We start from the raw sequence: 17,199 nt of genomic DNA on the forward strand, positions 1-17,199 counted from the left end.
TTTATTTTTCAACCACTAATTTCGGTTTTGAGCCTTAAATCAGGCTAACATTATTTTTGATGAATATCATTTCATTGATTACCGCATGCAGAAGGAAGATGCCCAGCGATTAATTCACAACGCTTCTGTCATTTTTTTATGCGGTGGAGATCCTGTTTTGCAGAACGATTTTTTGGCGGAATATGAATTATCGGATGTTATTAAGAACAGCAATGCCGTTATAATGGGTGCCAGCGCCGGTGCGATAAACATGGCTGCAAAATGGTTAAGCTTGATAAACACTGGCTATGAAGTTGGAACAAGTACTATTTATGATGGTATTGACTTTGATCATTTTGCCTATGAATCTCATTCTAAACGCGATTACGCCACGTTTGTTCAAGGCTACCTGTTCCCCTTGTCTGAAGAGATTGATGTTTATGCGGCAGAACAGGAGAGCGCTATACGTGTAAAGGACGGCAAAATAGAAATAATGGGTCCTGTATATTTAATTTCCCACTCAAAGATTCAGAAATTGGTTGAGACGCTCTAATTAGGGTAAGTGGCTGTGACCTAACAGGAATTTTTTAGACCGCCTTTAATGGCGGTCTTTCTATGCTTGGCGGATGCTAGCTGCTCATTTTATTGAACTCCCTCGGGAGACGTTAGCGCAGAAAATACATCATGAGGCCGCCGCGGACTAATCGGACGGCCTCATTAAGCTATCGGGCAGGATAGTTGAAGATTATTCGCGGTGAACCGTACCCTAAATAAGGGCAAGTTTTTACCGGAAGGTGCTTAAGCGGATTAGGCTTTCTAGGTGTGACCCGCAGATAGCAGGAGATTGCGGCCATTCACGTTCAAGCTCATCCGGTTGCTTGCCCCCAAAAAGCACCTAAATTAACCGTTACAACCTCGATAACCTCTTCCACCATCGACTCCAGCGTGCGGGCTTGAACCTCTCTGCTCCACTGCAGGGCCGACCCGAATATACCCCAACTGACCACAAGAGCCGTAGCTTCCAGCTTTTCTTGCGGGCCGCTCTGTTTAGGCCCCGATTTTAGCCATTGGAGCAGGAGACGATACAATTCCTTTTGCATGGCGTTCTCCAGCAGCGGCTCAAATTGCTTGTCTCCCGGCGTGAGGTACTGTCGAAATCGTACTAGAAATTGAAAGACGGTCTGAACAAGGGCATATAGGTTGTCCGGACTGAAGGCAGCATCATCCGGCAGTCTTTTTTTGAGAATGAGTTGAAACTTCTCCGTCATCCAATAAGCGAGAAAAGCGAATTTGTCTTCAAAATGGGCATAAAAGGTTGCGCGGTTGACGGCCGCTCGATTCGCAATGTCGTGAACAGAAATGGAATAGATGTTTCTCTTTTCGTCGAGCAGATCGTTAAAGGCTTGAATAAACAACAGGCGGGTTCTCTTTACACGGGGGTCGCTTGGATTTACCGGCATGCTACACCACGCTTTCTTCGAATCTCAAAAACAAACAAAACGGCGATTGTGTCGGGAAAGCAACGAAACCGGCCTTTTGCTGATTGTTGACCGGGTTTCAACCCCTTATCATTTACCTATGCGATATATGGTTACACAAATCCGTATAGTTAGCAAACTTTTATAAAGAGGAAAGGGTGAGGGTAACATGATTATCGTTACTGGAGCGAATGGGAAGTTAGGCAGGGGCGTGGTCGAGCAGCTGCTTAAGCTCATCCGGCTGAGCAGATTGGTGTCAGTGTTCGGGATGTGAGCCAGGCGCAGGATTTAAGGGAGCGCGGCGTACGTGTTCGTCATGGCGATTTTGTTGAGGCGGAGAGCTTGCGGAATGCTTTTGAAGGTGCGTCGCAGGTTCTCCTTGTTTCAACCGGTATTTTGGGAGATGCGGGGATCCGTCAGCACCAAACCGCGATTGACATAGCAAAGAAATCCGGCGTCGGACGGGTTCTATACACAAGTCATATGGGCTCTTCTTCGACGTCGTATTTTCCGCCTATGATTCACCATGCAGCGACAGAAGATTTGCTTAAAGAGTCGGGTATGCACCATACGTCTCTTCGCAACGGTTTTTACGCCTCCTCATTGGTTGGATTAATAGGCGATGCTGGCAAAACGGGCGAGTTGATTGTTCCCGAGGACGGTCCGATTGCCTGGACAACGCACTCGGATTTGGCCCAAGCTATTGCAGTGATCTTAACCGAGAAGAACTGGGATGGTCCATCTCCAAATCTAACGGCCTCTGAAGCGATTGACATTGAGGGGGCTGCGGCGCTGGTATCGGATATCGTCGGCCGGCCGATCTATCGAAAGGTCGTAACGGACGAAGCGTATCGGGCGTATCTGACTGCCAAAGGTTATCCGGAAGTTCGCATTGCAATCACCTTGGGTTTATTCCGTGCCAGCCGTAACGGGGACTTCGCGCAAACGAGTAACGCTTTAGCTGACCTGATCGGGCGACCTCCGTTGATGCTAAGAGACTTTTTAAAAGAGTCATTACCTCTATAGACGCGCTGTGAATGATGTTTCCGGTTTATTCATGTAATACAAGGGCCATCCTGCATAGGGTGGCCCTAAAACTTGCCGTTATAGACAGCGCGGAGAACCGTATCATAAGTGAGGCGAAATTTTTGGCCTTGTCCCGCTCACGTGGCGCGGAAACGTGCCCATACTGGAGAGGGGGAAGGTCACTCTGGGGAAGGGACGTCGCGTACGCTGGCTCGTGCAGCGTGATTTGGCAACAGCAAGAAGTTTGGGTCACAGCTTGACCGATTGCTTCCTTTCCCTGAAATTGCGAGGAAGTGTATGGTGCCTTCGTAGTCAAAGTCAAAGGTCTGTTTAAGAATGGACTTTCATCAAACCTCTTTACACGAAGTTGTTGAGTAAGTTGGAAGGAACCAACAGGCACATGCAATTGAATATAGCCAAATTTTTCTCCCTATCTACAGCAATGTTGCTTGAAATTCTAGCATCCAATCAGATTTTTTCTAAATGAGCTGAAGATTCGCGGATTCAGGACATTTTGATTACCTGCGCAGATAATCTCACCTGCTTTTCTCAATCCCTTGCAGCCTGTTATAAAAAAGACTTCCAAAAGTGCATCATTCACCAAATCCGTAACTACACGCGATATATGTAGTACAAGGAATATATTCATCATGTCATTCTTATAATATTCAGAATAAATCGTCCAACGGATTCTATTACAATTCTAGAGAATTCTGGAATTTAACCTCAACAAACCGTTGTCTATTCAAAATGTTGAAGGGTGTCTAAAAAGACACCCTTCATACTGTCGACAAAGCCCCGGTTTTTTCCGGAGCTTCGGTTTTGAATTAGGGGATTTTCGAATAAATGGGTCATACAAGCTATTTGCTTAAAACTATCGAAGATCGCCGCTCATCCTGCCCGCTTGGCCGTCAAAAGACCCTGTATGCCTCTTCGTTGCGGAGATCAAGATCATTGGCTGACCTCAACTCACTGTTCACGATGGAAGCTACGACACGGGGCGCATCATTCTGGAGATAATGATTCGCTTGAGGTAACCGCCAGTACGTCGAAACGTGGTTCCTAGATTTCAGATATGTCGTCCAGACATAATCAGGAACACGAATCGGTGAAATTTGATCCTGTTCCCCCCAAATGATTGTGGTCGGCACATCGCTTTTATGCAACGTCTCAAGCCAGCCTACTTCGAATTGTGAACGTTGATTGAGATATTGAATGACATCGTGTTGAACATTGGCTCCGTCCTGATAATCAAAGATGGAAGCGAGTGATGCGATTTCGTCAGAAGACAAGGTTTTCGAATACGTCAACGTTGCAAGAGCTTGCGCCAAGATCGTGCCGTTGAGATTGGAGGACAGGGCCGGGCCGGACACCGGATCGAGTAGCTGTTTTTGAAGCTGCGTAAGTTGCGCCATTGGCAGATAGACATTGCCATTGGTGATGAAATGATGAGTAATCTGATATGGACATTCACTGTAGTTCTGATACAGCGCCAGCAAGGCAAAGCCCACGGTGTCTCCTTTATCATGAGTGAACAGGGCAAACTTATCGAGCTTCAACACTTCTCGAACGACGTGATCCACTAAACGTGCGTCATCGTGGATGGAGTATACATATCCGTCTCGAGGCTTCGAAGAAAACCCGTAACCAGGTGTATCAATCGCACATACGTAATAATCCTGACTCAATTCTTCGAACAACTCCCGAAAGTCAAAACTGCTTGTGGGATAACCATGAATGAAGAGAATGGCAGGATTGTCTATGTTGCCTGCGCAAATTGTAAACACATCGAGAGGCCCAAAACGAGCATTTTCAGGCACTGTAGAAGTCCAAGTAGTGTATTGCCCTCTATCGGCCCACTCCTTTGCTAAATTCGGTACGGTGGCCATAGAAGTATAGTATTGTGAAGCATGGTTCAAACTGCTCATCATTGTACCTCCATGATAATTTACTGTTTCAATACTGTGTCGTTGAAACTTAAGAGTGGTCATGGCTCTCGTGACTGCCCATTGCTGGATTGAATATGGTCCATTGGTCCTTGAAAGCATCGTAATCTACTTGAACACATCCGTATCTGTCTACAATTTGGTTCACCATCGCCTGCACGACGTCGTCCTTGGAAACATCACAGCGGACCATAAGTGCCTCTCCACCTAGAACAAGAATGTTCTGTACTGTTTTTCAGCATCATCTGCTGATTTTCATCCACGACAGCACCACGCTTCGCGAGTGCTATACTGGTTGCTCTGTCAATTGCCCATGCCGCATCCTGTAACGAGTGCCGCCTTCCCTCGAATTCATATCTTCCTCCCCTCTCAAAAGATATTGTATACTTCATTAGTGTATCTGTATAATTGAACTTATTGATTATGGAGTTCAACTAAATTGAACGAAGGATGGTGACCATGGACTTAAAATCACTGAAAACATTCCATAGGATTCTAAGCTCAGGGAGTTTTCACCGGGCGGCGGAGGAGATGAACTACGCCCAATCCACTGTCACAATGCAGATACAGAGGCTGGAAGCAGAGATCGGTGCGCAGTTGTTTGACAGGACTCAAAAATCTGTTGGTTTGACTGAGGCTGGCAGAGTGTTTTACGAACAGAGCATTGATATTATGAAACGGATCGACCAACTGAAGTCGACAATGATAGAGGTGGCCCAAGCGGAATCCGGAAGTGTACGCATTGGTGTCACGGAGCCGTCCGCGAGCTTTCGATTTCCAGCAATTCTTGGCAAATTCTTAAACACCCATCCCAAAGTGCATGTAAGCGTACATATCGCCAACACCCCCATACTCAACAACTTGCTACATACAGGGGAGATTGACATTGCGCTTTGTTCCACTCCTGAAATGGGTACCAGTTTATTCTTTGAACCGTTATTCCAAGAAGGGTTTGTGGTATTACTGCCGGAGCATCATCCCCTCAGCGAACAATTCACCATTTCACCTGAGGATTTCGTCGGACAACGGCTGCTTATCACAGCCAAGAACTGCCCGTACCGCAAGAAACTTGAAGTGGTTGCCCAAGAGTGGAACATACCATTAAACACGCTAAACACACTCGAAATCACCAGTATGACAGCCCTAACGAGTTACGTTGAGCACGGAATTGGTATAGCGTTAGTTCCTAGGATAATGACTGAGTCACCGGTACCGGGTACAGTGGTACGTGAAATGGGATCGCACTCAATTAATATGACAACCGGCTTTTTATATCAAACTGGTAAGCTTCCGATGCTTCCAGCAAGCCGTGCATTGTACCATTTTCTAAAAAACGAATTATTGACATCAATCACTCCGTAACTGAAAGTTTTTTCACACACGGCGATGATAAATTCGCTACATCACTTAACTGCCCCAAAGTGCAATAAGGATGGCTCTCGTAGAAGCAATTATTTAAACGTGTTCGAATCCGTCACAATGAATTCATCACGTACGTGAAAGGATGAATCGCGGATGGAGACGAATCTACAGGCAATCTGGTCAGAACGTATTCATGTGTATTAGACCAGCGGACAAACCATGAAAGCCCGGTGTGCGGAGCAGAACCTGACCGTTCATTAATTAAAAACCGTTTCGCGGTAATTTCCGCGAAACGGTTCCGTAATCCGAAAACGGATTATAGTGATTAATGCATCGGCTTTTCCCAGTCACCTTTGATTACTATTCCTGTCTCTTTCGCCGCTGTTTCAAGATCATGGATTTCCCGTACTGTCAGCGTGATTTCATCGGCTCTTACAGCATCAGCAATTTGGGAAGTTCTCGTAACGCCGATTATCGGAACGGTTCCTTTCGCAATGGCCCAAGCGATTGCAACTTGTGCAGAATTCGCATTGTGCTTATTGCCGATTTCCTTCATAATATGGATCAGGCCTTCCAGTTTCGCAAGCACGTCTTCATTAAACGCCTCTCCTCTTCTGGTGCCGCTTGGGAGAGGACTTTTCGCATTGTATTTGTCGGTTAATGCGCCTTGTTCCAACACCATATAGGAGAAAAACACAATGTTGTTTTCGTTGCAGTAATCAATAATTCCGGCTTCTTCGGACGAACGGTACAGTAAGCTGTAATGATTTTGTACAGCAGAGATTTTCAGCCCTTCTTCAGCCAGAATACTTTGCGCCAGTTTGATTTCCTCCAGATTGTGGTTGGAGACGCCTGCATATTTTACTTTTCCGCTTTTCATCAACGGAATCAGCCCTGGAGTCCATCTTTTTACATCAAGAGGATTATGGATCCAATATATATCCGTCTGGTCTGCGCCGAGCCGGTTCAGGCTACTGTTCAAGCGGTCTTCAACAGGCCCGCCAAGTTGCGGAGTGAATTTCGTTGAGAGCAGCACATCGTCGCGGCCTTTTGTAAACTCGCCCAGAATGCTTTCGGAGGCTCCCATTCCGTACACAGTCGCAGTGTCCCATAAATTGAGTCCGGCTTTCATCGCCGAATCAAAAACCGGTTTTAAGTCTTCCGGGGTAAGATTATTCCCGAAAACAGCATCCCCGCCGCCTTGACCGGTCCCCCATGACCAGGTACCAAGAGCGATCGAAGGAATCGATTCATTTTGCAATTTTACCTTTTTCATTTGTTTCAACACCTTTCTATATTAGTGAAATTTTAAATACTAGCTATAGTTTGGTTTGTACGTGTTTTCATTCGGAATCTCTCCTTCATTCTTATTTTAATACTGCTGCGTTTACCGTATAAGAATATCAAGGAGACGAATGAATTTCTTTGCCTACAAGCTCATTCTATTTGTTTATTTAGCTCATTTTGTTTCTGTAAATAACAAGATACCGTTCCGCGGTAAATTCCGCTAAACGGTATCTTCGGTGCCTGTGTAGCAAACTTTTTAGCCCCCTTAGGCCTCCTCCTTCAACCTCAGCTGCCGTCTAAACTCTGACGGCGGGAGTCCGAATCTTTCCTTGAATACTTTGGAAAAGTGAGCGATATTTTCGAATCCGGTCGAAAAACAGATATCCGTAACAGATAACGCTGTTTCCGCTAACAGTTCCTTGGCTTTATCCAGCCTTCGATTGCGAACCCATTTGAGCGGGGGGGTGTTGTATACTGCTTGAAAATCCCTTTTGAACGTCGCCAGGCTTCTGCCGGACAAATAGGCCAGGTCGTTAAGGGAAACGGGATTCAAGAAGTTCTCCTCCATGATCTTTGCGATGCTGCCTCTGTCCTTGCTTATGGGTTGCATCATTTGATGCAACAAACGATCATTCGAATCTGCTATGTGAAACAGCAATTCCATCAGCTTCACACGAACCAGTCCTTCTTTGACTTCGTCAGGGTTCTCGAAATAGGGTTTTAACGACTCGATATAGCTTCCAATGCGGTCATTGATCGGAAAGACTGTTATCGGAACAACATCATTCACGAGATAAATTGGTTTGAAACCGGCGAAAGTGAGGAATTCATCTACTATCTTCTCGTTCAGGAAAAACATCATATAGTCGAGGATGTAATCGGAATCGGGTTCACCCGCTTTCTCGTACTCGACTCCAATTGATTTATGAATAAACATCATTTCGTTGCTCCGCATCGTATATTCTTGATCACCGAAGCGAACGGTATAGACACCCGACTTGACGATTAGAAGAAGATGATCCTGCAAAAAAAAGGTTCCTTTTCTGCCTTGCGTGTAGAAACAGAATTCGATAACGGACATCCCATCCAGCTTCAAGCTCCCTTTTTTATCCGGAGACTTTTCCAGTTCATGAGGAACCTTGACCATTTTGCTTGATCTCATAGTCATGGACGTCCCCGCCTTACTTGTTCCTGCGATTGCTATAGTTTCCATTTCATAATCATCCTTTCGGTTATGCCAGTCTGCGCTTACCTGTAGAATAATTAGAAACCGTTTTGACGGTACCTGATAACTATGTGCTTTGCCCGATGTTCAAAGGAACCATCTCCTATGTTCCTTAACAAACTTTTCAACACTTATACTATTAGTATAACTGGAACCCGGCGAGAATACTTTGCTGAAAAGCTCAAATGACTTGTTCATTTAGCTCCAAACGAGCAAGTTTCCTGGATACTGTTTTCGACTATGAAGATGACCGGGGTTTACTGCGAAAAACTGAATCGTGCCTGTTAAGTGATAATAAAGTAAATTACTACGTTTAGACTAGAAATGGATAAAAAGCCAAGGAGTTGGCCGCGGCAGCTCCTTTCTTAATTTTCGCCGTTATGACCGTTAAGGTAAACCGTACCACAAGAGGGCGAAATTTTGGCTTTTTAGATATCCCCAGGTAAATTTCTAATTAGGTTTAACTTCACACCAGCTCAATCGGATGAGCCGGTATGCCAATTCCTTAGCATCTCCTCGGCTTTTTGCGGGTCGTTCATGAGCAAAGTCCGGTACTCCAGCATCTTATTGAGGGTGTCCAGCATCTGGTCATATTCTTGCTTCTTGCGTTCGATCTCCTCTTTCTTGCCTTGAATCCAATCGATAATCTGCAGGTTGGTTCGCGAATTAGTATCGTGGTCCTGCAGAGCTTCCTTTAGTTCAGCCAGCGAACAGCCGATGGACTGGAACTTCTTGATGAGCTTTAGCCGCTCGATTGCCTCTTCCGAATAGTTGCGGTAATTGTTGCTTTCCCGCCGGACATGACGGTTATCCAGCAAGCCTTCCTTTTCATAAAAGCGGATCGTATGGATCGTTAACCCCATCTTGTCCGCCAGTTCCTGAATTTTCATAATCATTTCTCCTTCAGACTGCTTGCCCTAGAGTTCACTTCATAGTTTATGCTTTAGCTATTCAAGCAGTCAATCATTGAAGGAGGAAATGAGTATGCATGTTTTGGTTACAGGAGCAACAGGGTATGTTGGTTCCGCAGTCGTTCGGGAACTGATCGGAGCGGGCCATACAGTGACGGGCCTTTACCGTTCTGAAGCGAAAGCAGCGGGATTAAAGGCGGCGGGAGCCGAAGCGCTGTACGGCACGCTAGGAGATCTCGATACGCTGCGCAGCGCCGCTGCTGCTGCGGACGGCGTGATTCATCTGGCGTTCACCAACGACTTCTCCGACTTTGAAGGTGCGTTGGCTCTGGATTTACAGGCCGTTGAAGTCATGGGTGCGGCGCTGGAAGGCTCCGGGAAGCCGTTCATTACCACGGCTCATGCAAACGGAATCGCCGTGGACCAGGCCGTGCTCGCAATGGCAGAGCGAAGCATCCGAGCATCCATCGTCTCGCTTGCACCGTCCGTGCATGGCGAAGGCGATAAGGGCTTTGTGCCGATGATGATCAACATCGCCCGGGCGAAGGGTTTCGCCGCCTACATCGGCGAAGGAACAAACCGCTGGCCTGCGGTTCATCGCCTGGATGCGGCGGTTCTGTACCGTCTGGCCCTGGAATCTGCACCGGCAGGCTCACGACTGCTTGGCGCCGGCGATGAAGGCATTCCGCTCCGCCAGATCGCCGAAGTCATCGGGCGCCAGCTGAACGTGCCGGCGGTTAGCATAACATCTGAAGAAGCTGCCGCCCATTTTGGCTTTCTTGGCGCCATTGCCGCACTCGACATCACAAGCCTGTACGACACTGCGCAGGCGAGTCTGGCAACAAGGGAGCTTCTGGGTTGGACACCGGTGCAGCCCGGACTGCTCGCCGATCTCGAAGAAGGACATTATTTTGCATAAAAAGAGGGGAGACCGACACCACTGAAATGCTGGATGGAGATTTTTAATGGGCATCCGCCCAAGCGCCCTTTCCGCGAATGCATATGATGATTATGCCTATTCATTGAAAGGAGCGATCACATATGGGATTTTTTCCAACGCCGGGAACTGGCGGAGGATTTCCGGGATTCCCGGGCGGACCTGGCGTGCCGGGAGGTCCAGGCGGATTTCCGGGGACTCCGGGAATCCCGGGGGGTGCACCGGGAGGCGCTCAACCGCCGACGGCTCCTCCACCGCAATTTGTACCGCAAATGCCGGTCACCGCGTATGCTATCGACCCCGGCGCGATCAGACGCTGCCTGTTCCGCAACACATACGTTTGGCTAAACAACGGCGAGCAATTCTGGTTCTTCCCGGTATTCGTCGGGCGTAATTCTATTGCAGGGTTCAGATGGTTCGGTTTCTTCTGGGCGTACTACGGCATTGATTTGAATCGGATTAGCTCGTTCACGTGCTTCTAATGCAGACGGCGCGGTGAGCCATCTTACATGTAAGGCGAGCAGCTAGTGCCTGCAAAATAATTCAAGAGGATATCTCAAAGCCTTAATGGCAGAGAGACATCCTCTTTTTTTCTCCGCGTGCCCCGAGGCACCCATCTTCTAACAGGTGAAAGTCCGGTCACGGGAGGGGCCAAGCCCCCGCGTAGCTAGGATACTTGCGTATGGCGAAATCTGTACGTAAAAGCGTATCGACGAAAGTACCGGTCAGAAACCGGGCGAGCAACCGGCCAGGCCGTAACATGAAGTGAATCCTGCCGCGTCGTCAAAGAGGCCCCACAAGGGGGACAAGAGGAAGCCGCGTCCCGGGGAAATGGACGAAGGCCAAGGAAGCTGCCGGGAACTTGGATCAGCAACGAAGAATCCTCCGGCGTAAGGGGATCGGCATGGACGGAAAGAGGATGCAGTGAACGGGGGAGACCCTCCCCCGCAAGGTATAATTTTTTAGAAATCCGTAAAGAGGCATTCTATAAGCCCAAAAGGTGAAGGGAAGCGCCTGCAGGAAGGGAGTCCGAGGGGCTCATAATACCGAAGAACCTAAGGACAACATAACCTTAGGGAGGAAAGGAGCCCTGCTTTGTTCAAGTTCCAAGTGTTCACGTACGATTCATCGAGGGAACAATTGCGAATTTATAATAGGTTACAACTAAAATAAACATGAGGGTGCTCATACTCTATTGCTCAGAGGCTCATCAGCCTCTTTTTTTGCGACTCTTCTATTTCATCCTTTCCCATTCGATGTTTGGGGGCAAGCAGTTTTCAAGGGGTCAATCGATCCGGGGTTTTCATTTTGTTTATGGTTATGAGCGATATTGGGAATATCATTCAGCCGGAGTTAGTGTTTGAGATCGCAATACGCTCGGTTCTGCGGAGCAACAAATTGTGGTAATGAGGGGTCTTGGGACCGATAATATTGTCTTTTATACGTGATTCCCCGTACTTCTTAACTGGCTTCGGTGATGTGACGGGCTATTTGGGCGGATCGGCAGCGTCCGGATGGGGGGAATTACCATTCTGAGATATCGGGGCACCGCTTATTGTGGAACCCCGATTTTTTTGCTTTAGAGGTGATACGGAGAACCGTATCACAAGTAGCGGCAAGTTTTTTGGAGTAAAGCTCGTAGAAGCCTATATTTACAGCATACCGGCCGTAGGAGGAGGGTAGGTTACACTCCAGTCCGAGTAAAACGTAGATATTTTTCTTGTGAGATTGTTTATGCTACAGAATGATGATTTCCCTGAAGGGACTTTTGCCGGTCTTCGATGGGTCTTTTGGTATGGCCGAAAAAGCTGCCGGCTGAGACTATACGACGATTATTGCGGATATGCGGCCTGAAATGTTGTCATGGCGGGGATGACCGGGTAATAGAGATGATTAGAACTTTCGAATTGGCTGGATTCGGCGTGGGAGCCAAGGAAATGGAGGGACAAATCATGGCGGCACAGACAGTATCAGGCATCAGCCCAGTACAAGCCATTACAGCTTACGGCGGCACACAGAGCGATGTCAGTTCCCTGGAGAAGCAGCGAAACCGGCTGATGATGGAGCTGGACAAGGCGAATGCGGCGCAGGGTAGCGAGATGCAGACTCCTTATCGCCGGGAGCAGCTACAGCGGCAAATCCGGCTGCTGGAGGCCCAACTGGTGCAGAAAAGCGGGAGCAGCACCCCGGTCAATTTTGTACCGGCTTCTCCGCTTCAAGACCATCTCCCGCTCTGGCGGACTGAAGAAAAGGGAGGCCTCAAGGGCATCGGTCTGACCGATCCTCGGACGGCGACGGTAAACTCGGAGGGCCATTTCAACGCGTTGATTTAGACCAGAAAGTGAAGGTAAGGAAAACTTGGTAATGAACCGGCTTTTCCTTACCTTCTTGCTTTAAGAGGCGGCAGTGTATCGATTCTACTGTACTAAACTTTCCAATTCCGGCTGCAATTTATTCCGCAGAACATATAGCATGAGAGCCCCAACAAGGAACGCGACCGCATCCGCAATGACAAGCGACCAGACCACCCCGTGGAAGCCGTTCATTTGATTGGCAATATACAGCACAGGAATCAGCGTAATTCCTTGAATAATTGACATAATAAACGCGGCCGTTCCTTTCGCTGTGGCTTGGAAGATCCCCGTGAACAATGTGGTCATCCCTGTAATGAACAAGGATAAGAACGTTACATGCAGAATGTAGCTGCCCATTTCAATTAATTCCGGGTCATTTGTAAAAAGGCCAATTAAATGGTCGGAAATCAAATAGACGACGATGCCGAATACGGCTGCTAACACCACGATCGCTTTAATCGTAAATCCAATGGTATGCTTCATGCGCAATTTATCCGCTGTAAAAGAGAAGGCAATGAGCGGCACAACTCCCTCGCATAACCCCATCAGAATAAACTCAGGAAACTGCAATAAACGTGATGAAATTCCGTAAGCCGCTACGGCCGAATCCCCATATTCGACAAGGAAATGGTTAAAGATGAGCGACATTGCTCCCAAAAAGATGCTCATAATAAAGACGGGAACTCCGATTTTGAATACATTGCCCAGAATGTCCTTGGTAGCCTTGAACCATTTTACGGAGACCGTTAAGAATTGGCTCTTATACCCCATATGGAAGGCGTAGTATACACTCGCAACCAAGTTAGAAATGACCGTAGCCGACGCAACGCCGATCACGTCCCAATGGAACACGAAGATGACGAGCGCATCGAGAATGATATTTACAACAACACTGAGAATCATACCGATCATCGACGTGATGGCTGCACCCTCCGAGCGCACGATATTCTCCAGCGTGAAGAATAATACGACGAACGGTGAACCAATAAGCATAATAGTGACATAGTCATTCGTGAATCCGAAGGAGTCAGGCGTTGCCCCCAGGCCATGAACGATGGGATCGATCAACGGGAGACCCACGGCCATCACGATAAGACCGAGAACTAAGCTGCTGTAAAAAGCGAATGAAGACACATGCTTTACGTCATCATACTTTTTCTCTCCTAGCATACGGGAGATGTAGGTACCGCTGCCCATGCCAATCAAGTTGCCTAGCGCCATAATGATTGCGAATAGCGGCAAGGTTAGCGCGAGTGCGGTTAACATAGCAGTATTATGGAGTGTACCAAGGAAATAGGCATTCAAGATGGAGTATATGACATTCATTGATGTGCCTAGCATCATCGGTACAGCGAAGTGAGCTACGGCCTTTGCGACCGGTGCTTTTTCAAAGTAATGACGGCCTTCTATAAGTTGTATCATCATATTTCCTACAGTGCGGGTTTCCACCGGTTGCTTCAAAGCGCGAACTGAAAAAGCATTTTTCGGTTGCGTTGCTGTCTGCCAAGCGTGTGAGGCGTGGACTAAAGAACGAGAAGTGGATTGTTGAAACGAACAAGGGTTGGCTGTTCGCCAAAAGCTATCACCCTGGGCGGTTTAAGATGCATGATCCGGAGTTTCTCGGCAAGATTGAAAATGCGCTGCAACTGCAGCTTCTTTTGTATCAGTCGGGAGGGCCGTGTCCCGAGCCATTGACGCTGGAAGGACTGTATGCATATCCTGCCGTGCGGAAGGTACATGACCGTCATGACATGCTGCCCAGGCGCTATGGTGCCTGCTGGCATGATCGGCGAGCATAGGATGCGCTCACTCGGAAAGAGCTGCTGCGGATATGCATACCGTCTGGGATTCCGCAGCGGCATCAGGGCTCGAAGCAGCTGTCCCGCCGGGGGAACCTGCTTGGCGATTGTCTCGTGAGAAGATGGAGCGCACCTGGGAGGTAAATTGGGATGCAGCTCGTGATTCAACCGTGCGTGTCCGGAACGCATTACAATTACAGAAGGTTATTTCAAGCTGGTCGAGTATAGCCCTGAGCAAATTCAAACGCTGTATGACGCTATGCATGAGCTGCATGAAGCAAGATTCGAGATTGAAATGGCAGTGGACCAGTTCGTGTATCAGTACCATCATACTATGAATCATTATGAAGACATCGACGTATAACTCAGAGCCTGGTCCGATCAGCGAAAAGTTTGCCTGGGTGAACGATAAATACGGAGTATCCTGGAAGCTCCATTTGCCGCGCGCTTAGGGTGAGAGGATCATTTCTGAATATGTTTCCAGAACGAATATGTTGGAATAACTAAAAGTTATTATACAAATCCTTAAGGTACAAGCAATCCATCATACACTCGCTCCCATCCGACTCCTAGATGGGGGCTATTTGACGTTCACCCAGATTCATCAATATATGCTTCGAAATAATGTGGCACAATTATCGTCTCCTCACCTAACGTGTTCTTACATATGTGCCATAAAATTAACATCTATTAGGCCACGTATTCTTTAATTATTGCCAGTGAATAGAGGAAATTTAGCCGTTATAGCGTGTAGGGGGAACCGTATCACAAGTAACGGTGAAAAATATGAGTGACAAGAAGGGGGAGGCCTTCATAAGTTTGAAGAAAGGTGTCATAGAAGTATGTTTATCCCTCAAGAGATAATCTCAAGGGGGATTTTTGGGCTATCAAGAAAGCCAATGTTTCGCAACCCTATCAAAAAACTGCATGACGATAGTTCCATTGTTACTGATGCCGGAATTATTAATAGTGCCATTGCTCAGGACGTCCGATCCGATTCCGCTAAAACATTGCCAGGTTAACCGAGTGTAGTTGCGACTAAGATTGCTGCAAGTAGTTTTTTGATCGATAGTGTAATTCTCCTGACAAAATGTCAGGCAAGAGCGATTTATGATCGGTTTCGATCATGATGGGTTTTTCCTAAATTTTATTTATGAAATAACCGAATAAGCGTCGAGATTTCTACAATGGATTCTTTTTGCCCATTTTTAATCCACATCACCCAAATTTCAAAAACGCCCGCACTCATAAAGTCGATCCAATAGTTTCGTTTCGCTTCCGTCCAGTCCGGAAAGGGAATAATCTCATCGTAAAGCTGAGCAACGTGGGATTTAAAAATTTGATAAAACAGCCCGATATAATCGCCTTCGATCGCCATGTGAAAATCCTTGGATAGGTCAAGAAAAAAGCTCGTTAGATCGGCTATTTTCTGTTCATGGCTTTTTTTAAAGGCGATTTTATTAAATATATCCGCGAATTTAGGTTCGTAGTATTCCTTCAATACTTGTTCAAGGTTTTCATAATTTCTATAGAATCCCATTCGACTGACGCCGGCTTTTTTGACGACTTCTGAAACGGTTAGTTTTGACAGTCGATTGGTCTTTAAAAGCTCCAGCAACGCAAAAGTAATCCATTCTTTAGTGTCTTTTTTTATGTTTTGGGCGTGTTCCGTCGCTGCCATTACACTTCCTCCATTTTGTCACAGATGTTTGTCTTCCACTTGTTTTAGAGAATATTCAGCTTTAAAATAGTGTACAACTGTTACAAGTGTAACGTCAATGAGAGGAGCATTCACGATGACGGAGAGTAACAAGCCCTTAGTGCTTGTGACCGGCGGTTCAGGATTTATCGCGGTTCATATATGTTGAAATTACTCGAGCAAGGTTACAGTGTTCGGGCATCGCTTCGTACCATGAGTAGACAAGATGAAGTAAGAGATATGCTAAGATCAGGCGGAGTTACCTGTTTTGAAGGCCTGTCGTTTATTCAAGCGGATTTATCTAATGATCATAATTGGGGCGATGCTGTTAAAGGAGCGGAATATGTCATTCATGTTGCTTCCCCGACGCCCAATAAAGTGTATAAAGACGAGAATGAAATGATTCAACCCGCACGCGATGGCGTTTTACGCGTACTAAGAGCCGCTCGTGACGCGGGAGTCAAACGAGTTGTTTTAACCTCCGCTTTCGGTGCGATCGGCGTGGGCCACAAGAACCATAAAGGACCTTTCACCGAAAAAGATTGGTCGAAAACGGACGCGAACATTCATCCCTATCAAAAATCCAAAACCATTGCCGAAAAGGCCGCCTGGGAATTTATTCGCCAAGAAGGAAACGGTTTAGAACTGGCAACGGTAAATCCCGTTGGCGTGATGGGGCCGATCTTAGGCAATGATTATTCTCATTCAAACAGTAGCATTCGACAGATGCTGGAAAGCAATCAAAAGTATGTCCCTAAAATTTATTCCGATTATGTAGATGTCCGTGATGTTGCCAGTTTGCATCTATTGGCCATGTTGCGTCCCGAAGCAAATGGAGAGCGTTTTATCGCCTCTAGCGCAGAGACGTTGTCGATGTTGGATATTGCGAATATTTTAAGAAAACATTTGGGCGAAGTCGCTAAAAACGCGCCAAAAGGTGAACTTCCAAATATTTTGGTTCGTGCGATCGCGATCTTCAAACCACAATTAAGAATGATAGCAACGCTCCTGGGACAAGATATGTTAACTAGCAATCAAAAGGCCAAACGTTTACTTGGATGGACACCGCGTTCGGCGGAAGAAGCCATAGCTGCAACGGGTAAGAGCATGATAAAGATCATTAAAGAGCAGAAGAAGTCGTAAAAATATAATGAATAAAGAAAAAAAACTACGTCTGCCCAATTAACGAACAGACA

Annotated in this window: 16 protein-coding genes and 1 pseudogene; 9 read left to right on the forward strand and 8 right to left on the reverse strand. The window is 46.9% G+C overall.

The annotated features are described in order from the left end of the window. Positions 1-85 precede the first annotated feature (85 nt). On the forward strand, positions 86-532 hold the full coding sequence (locus L691_RS0103875) for a Type 1 glutamine amidotransferase-like domain-containing protein (protein WP_025688888.1): 447 nt from the start codon (positions 86-88) through the stop codon (positions 530-532). Between the two features lie 313 nt (positions 533-845). On the opposite strand, the gene L691_RS0103880 is transcribed toward L691_RS0103875, so the two are convergent. Continuing rightward, on the reverse strand, positions 846-1,394 hold the full coding sequence (locus tag L691_RS0103880; RefSeq protein ID WP_232229088.1) for a TetR/AcrR family transcriptional regulator: 549 nt from the start codon (positions 1,392-1,394) through the stop codon (positions 846-848). A gap of 333 nt (positions 1,395-1,727) precedes the next feature. On the opposite strand from L691_RS0103880, the gene L691_RS27765 reads away from it, so the two are divergent. After that, a complete protein-coding gene (locus L691_RS27765; RefSeq protein ID WP_232229089.1) occupies positions 1,728-2,483 on the forward strand; it encodes an NmrA family NAD(P)-binding protein in 756 nt (251 codons plus the stop codon). A 479-nt stretch (positions 2,484-2,962) separates the two neighbouring features. Next, positions 2,963-3,111 (forward strand): annotated as a pseudogene (locus L691_RS34490) (transposase); the annotation flags it as partial. A 283-nt stretch (positions 3,112-3,394) separates the two neighbouring features. Here L691_RS34490 and L691_RS0103890 read toward each other — a convergent pair. Together L691_RS0103890 and L691_RS32480 are read right to left on the reverse strand one after the other, a co-directional pair. Then, the gene (locus tag L691_RS0103890; protein ID WP_198022972.1) at positions 3,395-4,414 is read right to left on the reverse strand and encodes an alpha/beta fold hydrolase; all 1,020 of its coding nucleotides are present in this window, start codon (positions 4,412-4,414) and stop codon (positions 3,395-3,397) included. Positions 4,415-4,460: 46 nt separating this feature from the next. Then, on the reverse strand, positions 4,461-4,622 hold the full coding sequence (locus L691_RS32480) for a hypothetical protein (RefSeq protein ID WP_198022973.1): 162 nt from the start codon (positions 4,620-4,622) through the stop codon (positions 4,461-4,463). A gap of 266 nt (positions 4,623-4,888) precedes the next feature. On the opposite strand from L691_RS32480, the gene L691_RS0103900 reads away from it, so the two are divergent. After that, entirely contained in the window at positions 4,889-5,791 is a 903-nt protein-coding gene (locus L691_RS0103900; RefSeq protein ID WP_025688892.1) for a LysR family transcriptional regulator, read from the forward strand. A gap of 325 nt (positions 5,792-6,116) precedes the next feature. Here L691_RS0103900 and L691_RS0103905 read toward each other — a convergent pair whose 3' ends face one another. From L691_RS0103905 to L691_RS0103915, 3 genes are all read right to left on the reverse strand, one after another. Next, on the reverse strand, positions 6,117-7,067 hold the full coding sequence (locus L691_RS0103905; RefSeq protein ID WP_025688893.1) for an aldo/keto reductase: 951 nt from the start codon (positions 7,065-7,067) through the stop codon (positions 6,117-6,119). Between the two features lie 276 nt (positions 7,068-7,343). Continuing rightward, positions 7,344-8,246: a helix-turn-helix domain-containing protein gene (locus L691_RS0103910; RefSeq protein ID WP_025688894.1), complete on the reverse strand. Its 903-nt coding sequence runs from the start codon at positions 8,244-8,246 to the stop codon at positions 7,344-7,346. A gap of 533 nt (positions 8,247-8,779) precedes the next feature. After that, on the reverse strand, positions 8,780-9,193 hold the full coding sequence (locus L691_RS0103915; protein ID WP_025688895.1) for a MerR family transcriptional regulator: 414 nt from the start codon (positions 9,191-9,193) through the stop codon (positions 8,780-8,782). Between the two features lie 94 nt (positions 9,194-9,287). On the opposite strand from L691_RS0103915, the gene L691_RS0103920 reads away from it, so the two are divergent. From L691_RS0103920 to L691_RS0103930, 3 genes are all read left to right on the forward strand, one after another. Beyond that, on the forward strand, positions 9,288-10,133 hold the full coding sequence (locus L691_RS0103920) for an SDR family oxidoreductase (protein WP_025688896.1): 846 nt from the start codon (positions 9,288-9,290) through the stop codon (positions 10,131-10,133). 122 nt (positions 10,134-10,255) lie between these two features. Next, a complete protein-coding gene (locus L691_RS0103925) occupies positions 10,256-10,633 on the forward strand; it encodes a hypothetical protein (protein WP_025688897.1) in 378 nt (125 codons plus the stop codon). Between the two features lie 1,407 nt (positions 10,634-12,040). Beyond that, positions 12,041-12,484 carry a hypothetical protein gene (locus L691_RS0103930; protein WP_025688898.1) on the forward strand — a complete coding sequence of 148 codons (444 nt, stop codon included), beginning with the start codon at positions 12,041-12,043 and terminating at the stop codon, positions 12,482-12,484. An 84-nt stretch (positions 12,485-12,568) separates the two neighbouring features. On the opposite strand, the gene L691_RS0103935 is transcribed toward L691_RS0103930, so the two are convergent. Next, positions 12,569-13,927 (reverse strand): MATE family efflux transporter, encoded by a 1,359-nt coding sequence (locus tag L691_RS0103935; protein ID WP_156934153.1) that lies wholly within the window; start codon positions 13,925-13,927, stop codon positions 12,569-12,571. 179 nt (positions 13,928-14,106) lie between these two features. On the opposite strand from L691_RS0103935, the gene L691_RS0103940 reads away from it, so the two are divergent. Then, positions 14,107-14,304, forward strand: a complete 198-nt coding sequence (locus L691_RS0103940; RefSeq protein ID WP_025688900.1) for a hypothetical protein — start codon at positions 14,107-14,109, stop codon at positions 14,302-14,304. A 1,147-nt stretch (positions 14,305-15,451) separates the two neighbouring features. Here L691_RS0103940 and L691_RS0103950 read toward each other — a convergent pair. Then, positions 15,452-15,985 carry a TetR/AcrR family transcriptional regulator gene (locus tag L691_RS0103950; RefSeq protein ID WP_025688902.1) on the reverse strand — a complete coding sequence of 178 codons (534 nt, stop codon included), beginning with the start codon at positions 15,983-15,985 and terminating at the stop codon, positions 15,452-15,454. Between the two features lie 180 nt (positions 15,986-16,165). Between L691_RS0103950 and L691_RS27770 the strand changes: the two genes are divergently transcribed. Beyond that, positions 16,166-17,146, forward strand: a complete 981-nt coding sequence (locus L691_RS27770; protein WP_198022974.1) for an NAD-dependent epimerase/dehydratase family protein — start codon at positions 16,166-16,168, stop codon at positions 17,144-17,146. The last annotated feature ends 53 nt before the right edge of the window (positions 17,147-17,199 follow it).

This window comes from Paenibacillus zanthoxyli JH29 (genome assembly GCF_000520715.1).
Taxonomy (GTDB): Bacteria; Bacillota; Bacilli; order Paenibacillales; family Paenibacillaceae; genus Paenibacillus_AQ; species Paenibacillus_AQ zanthoxyli.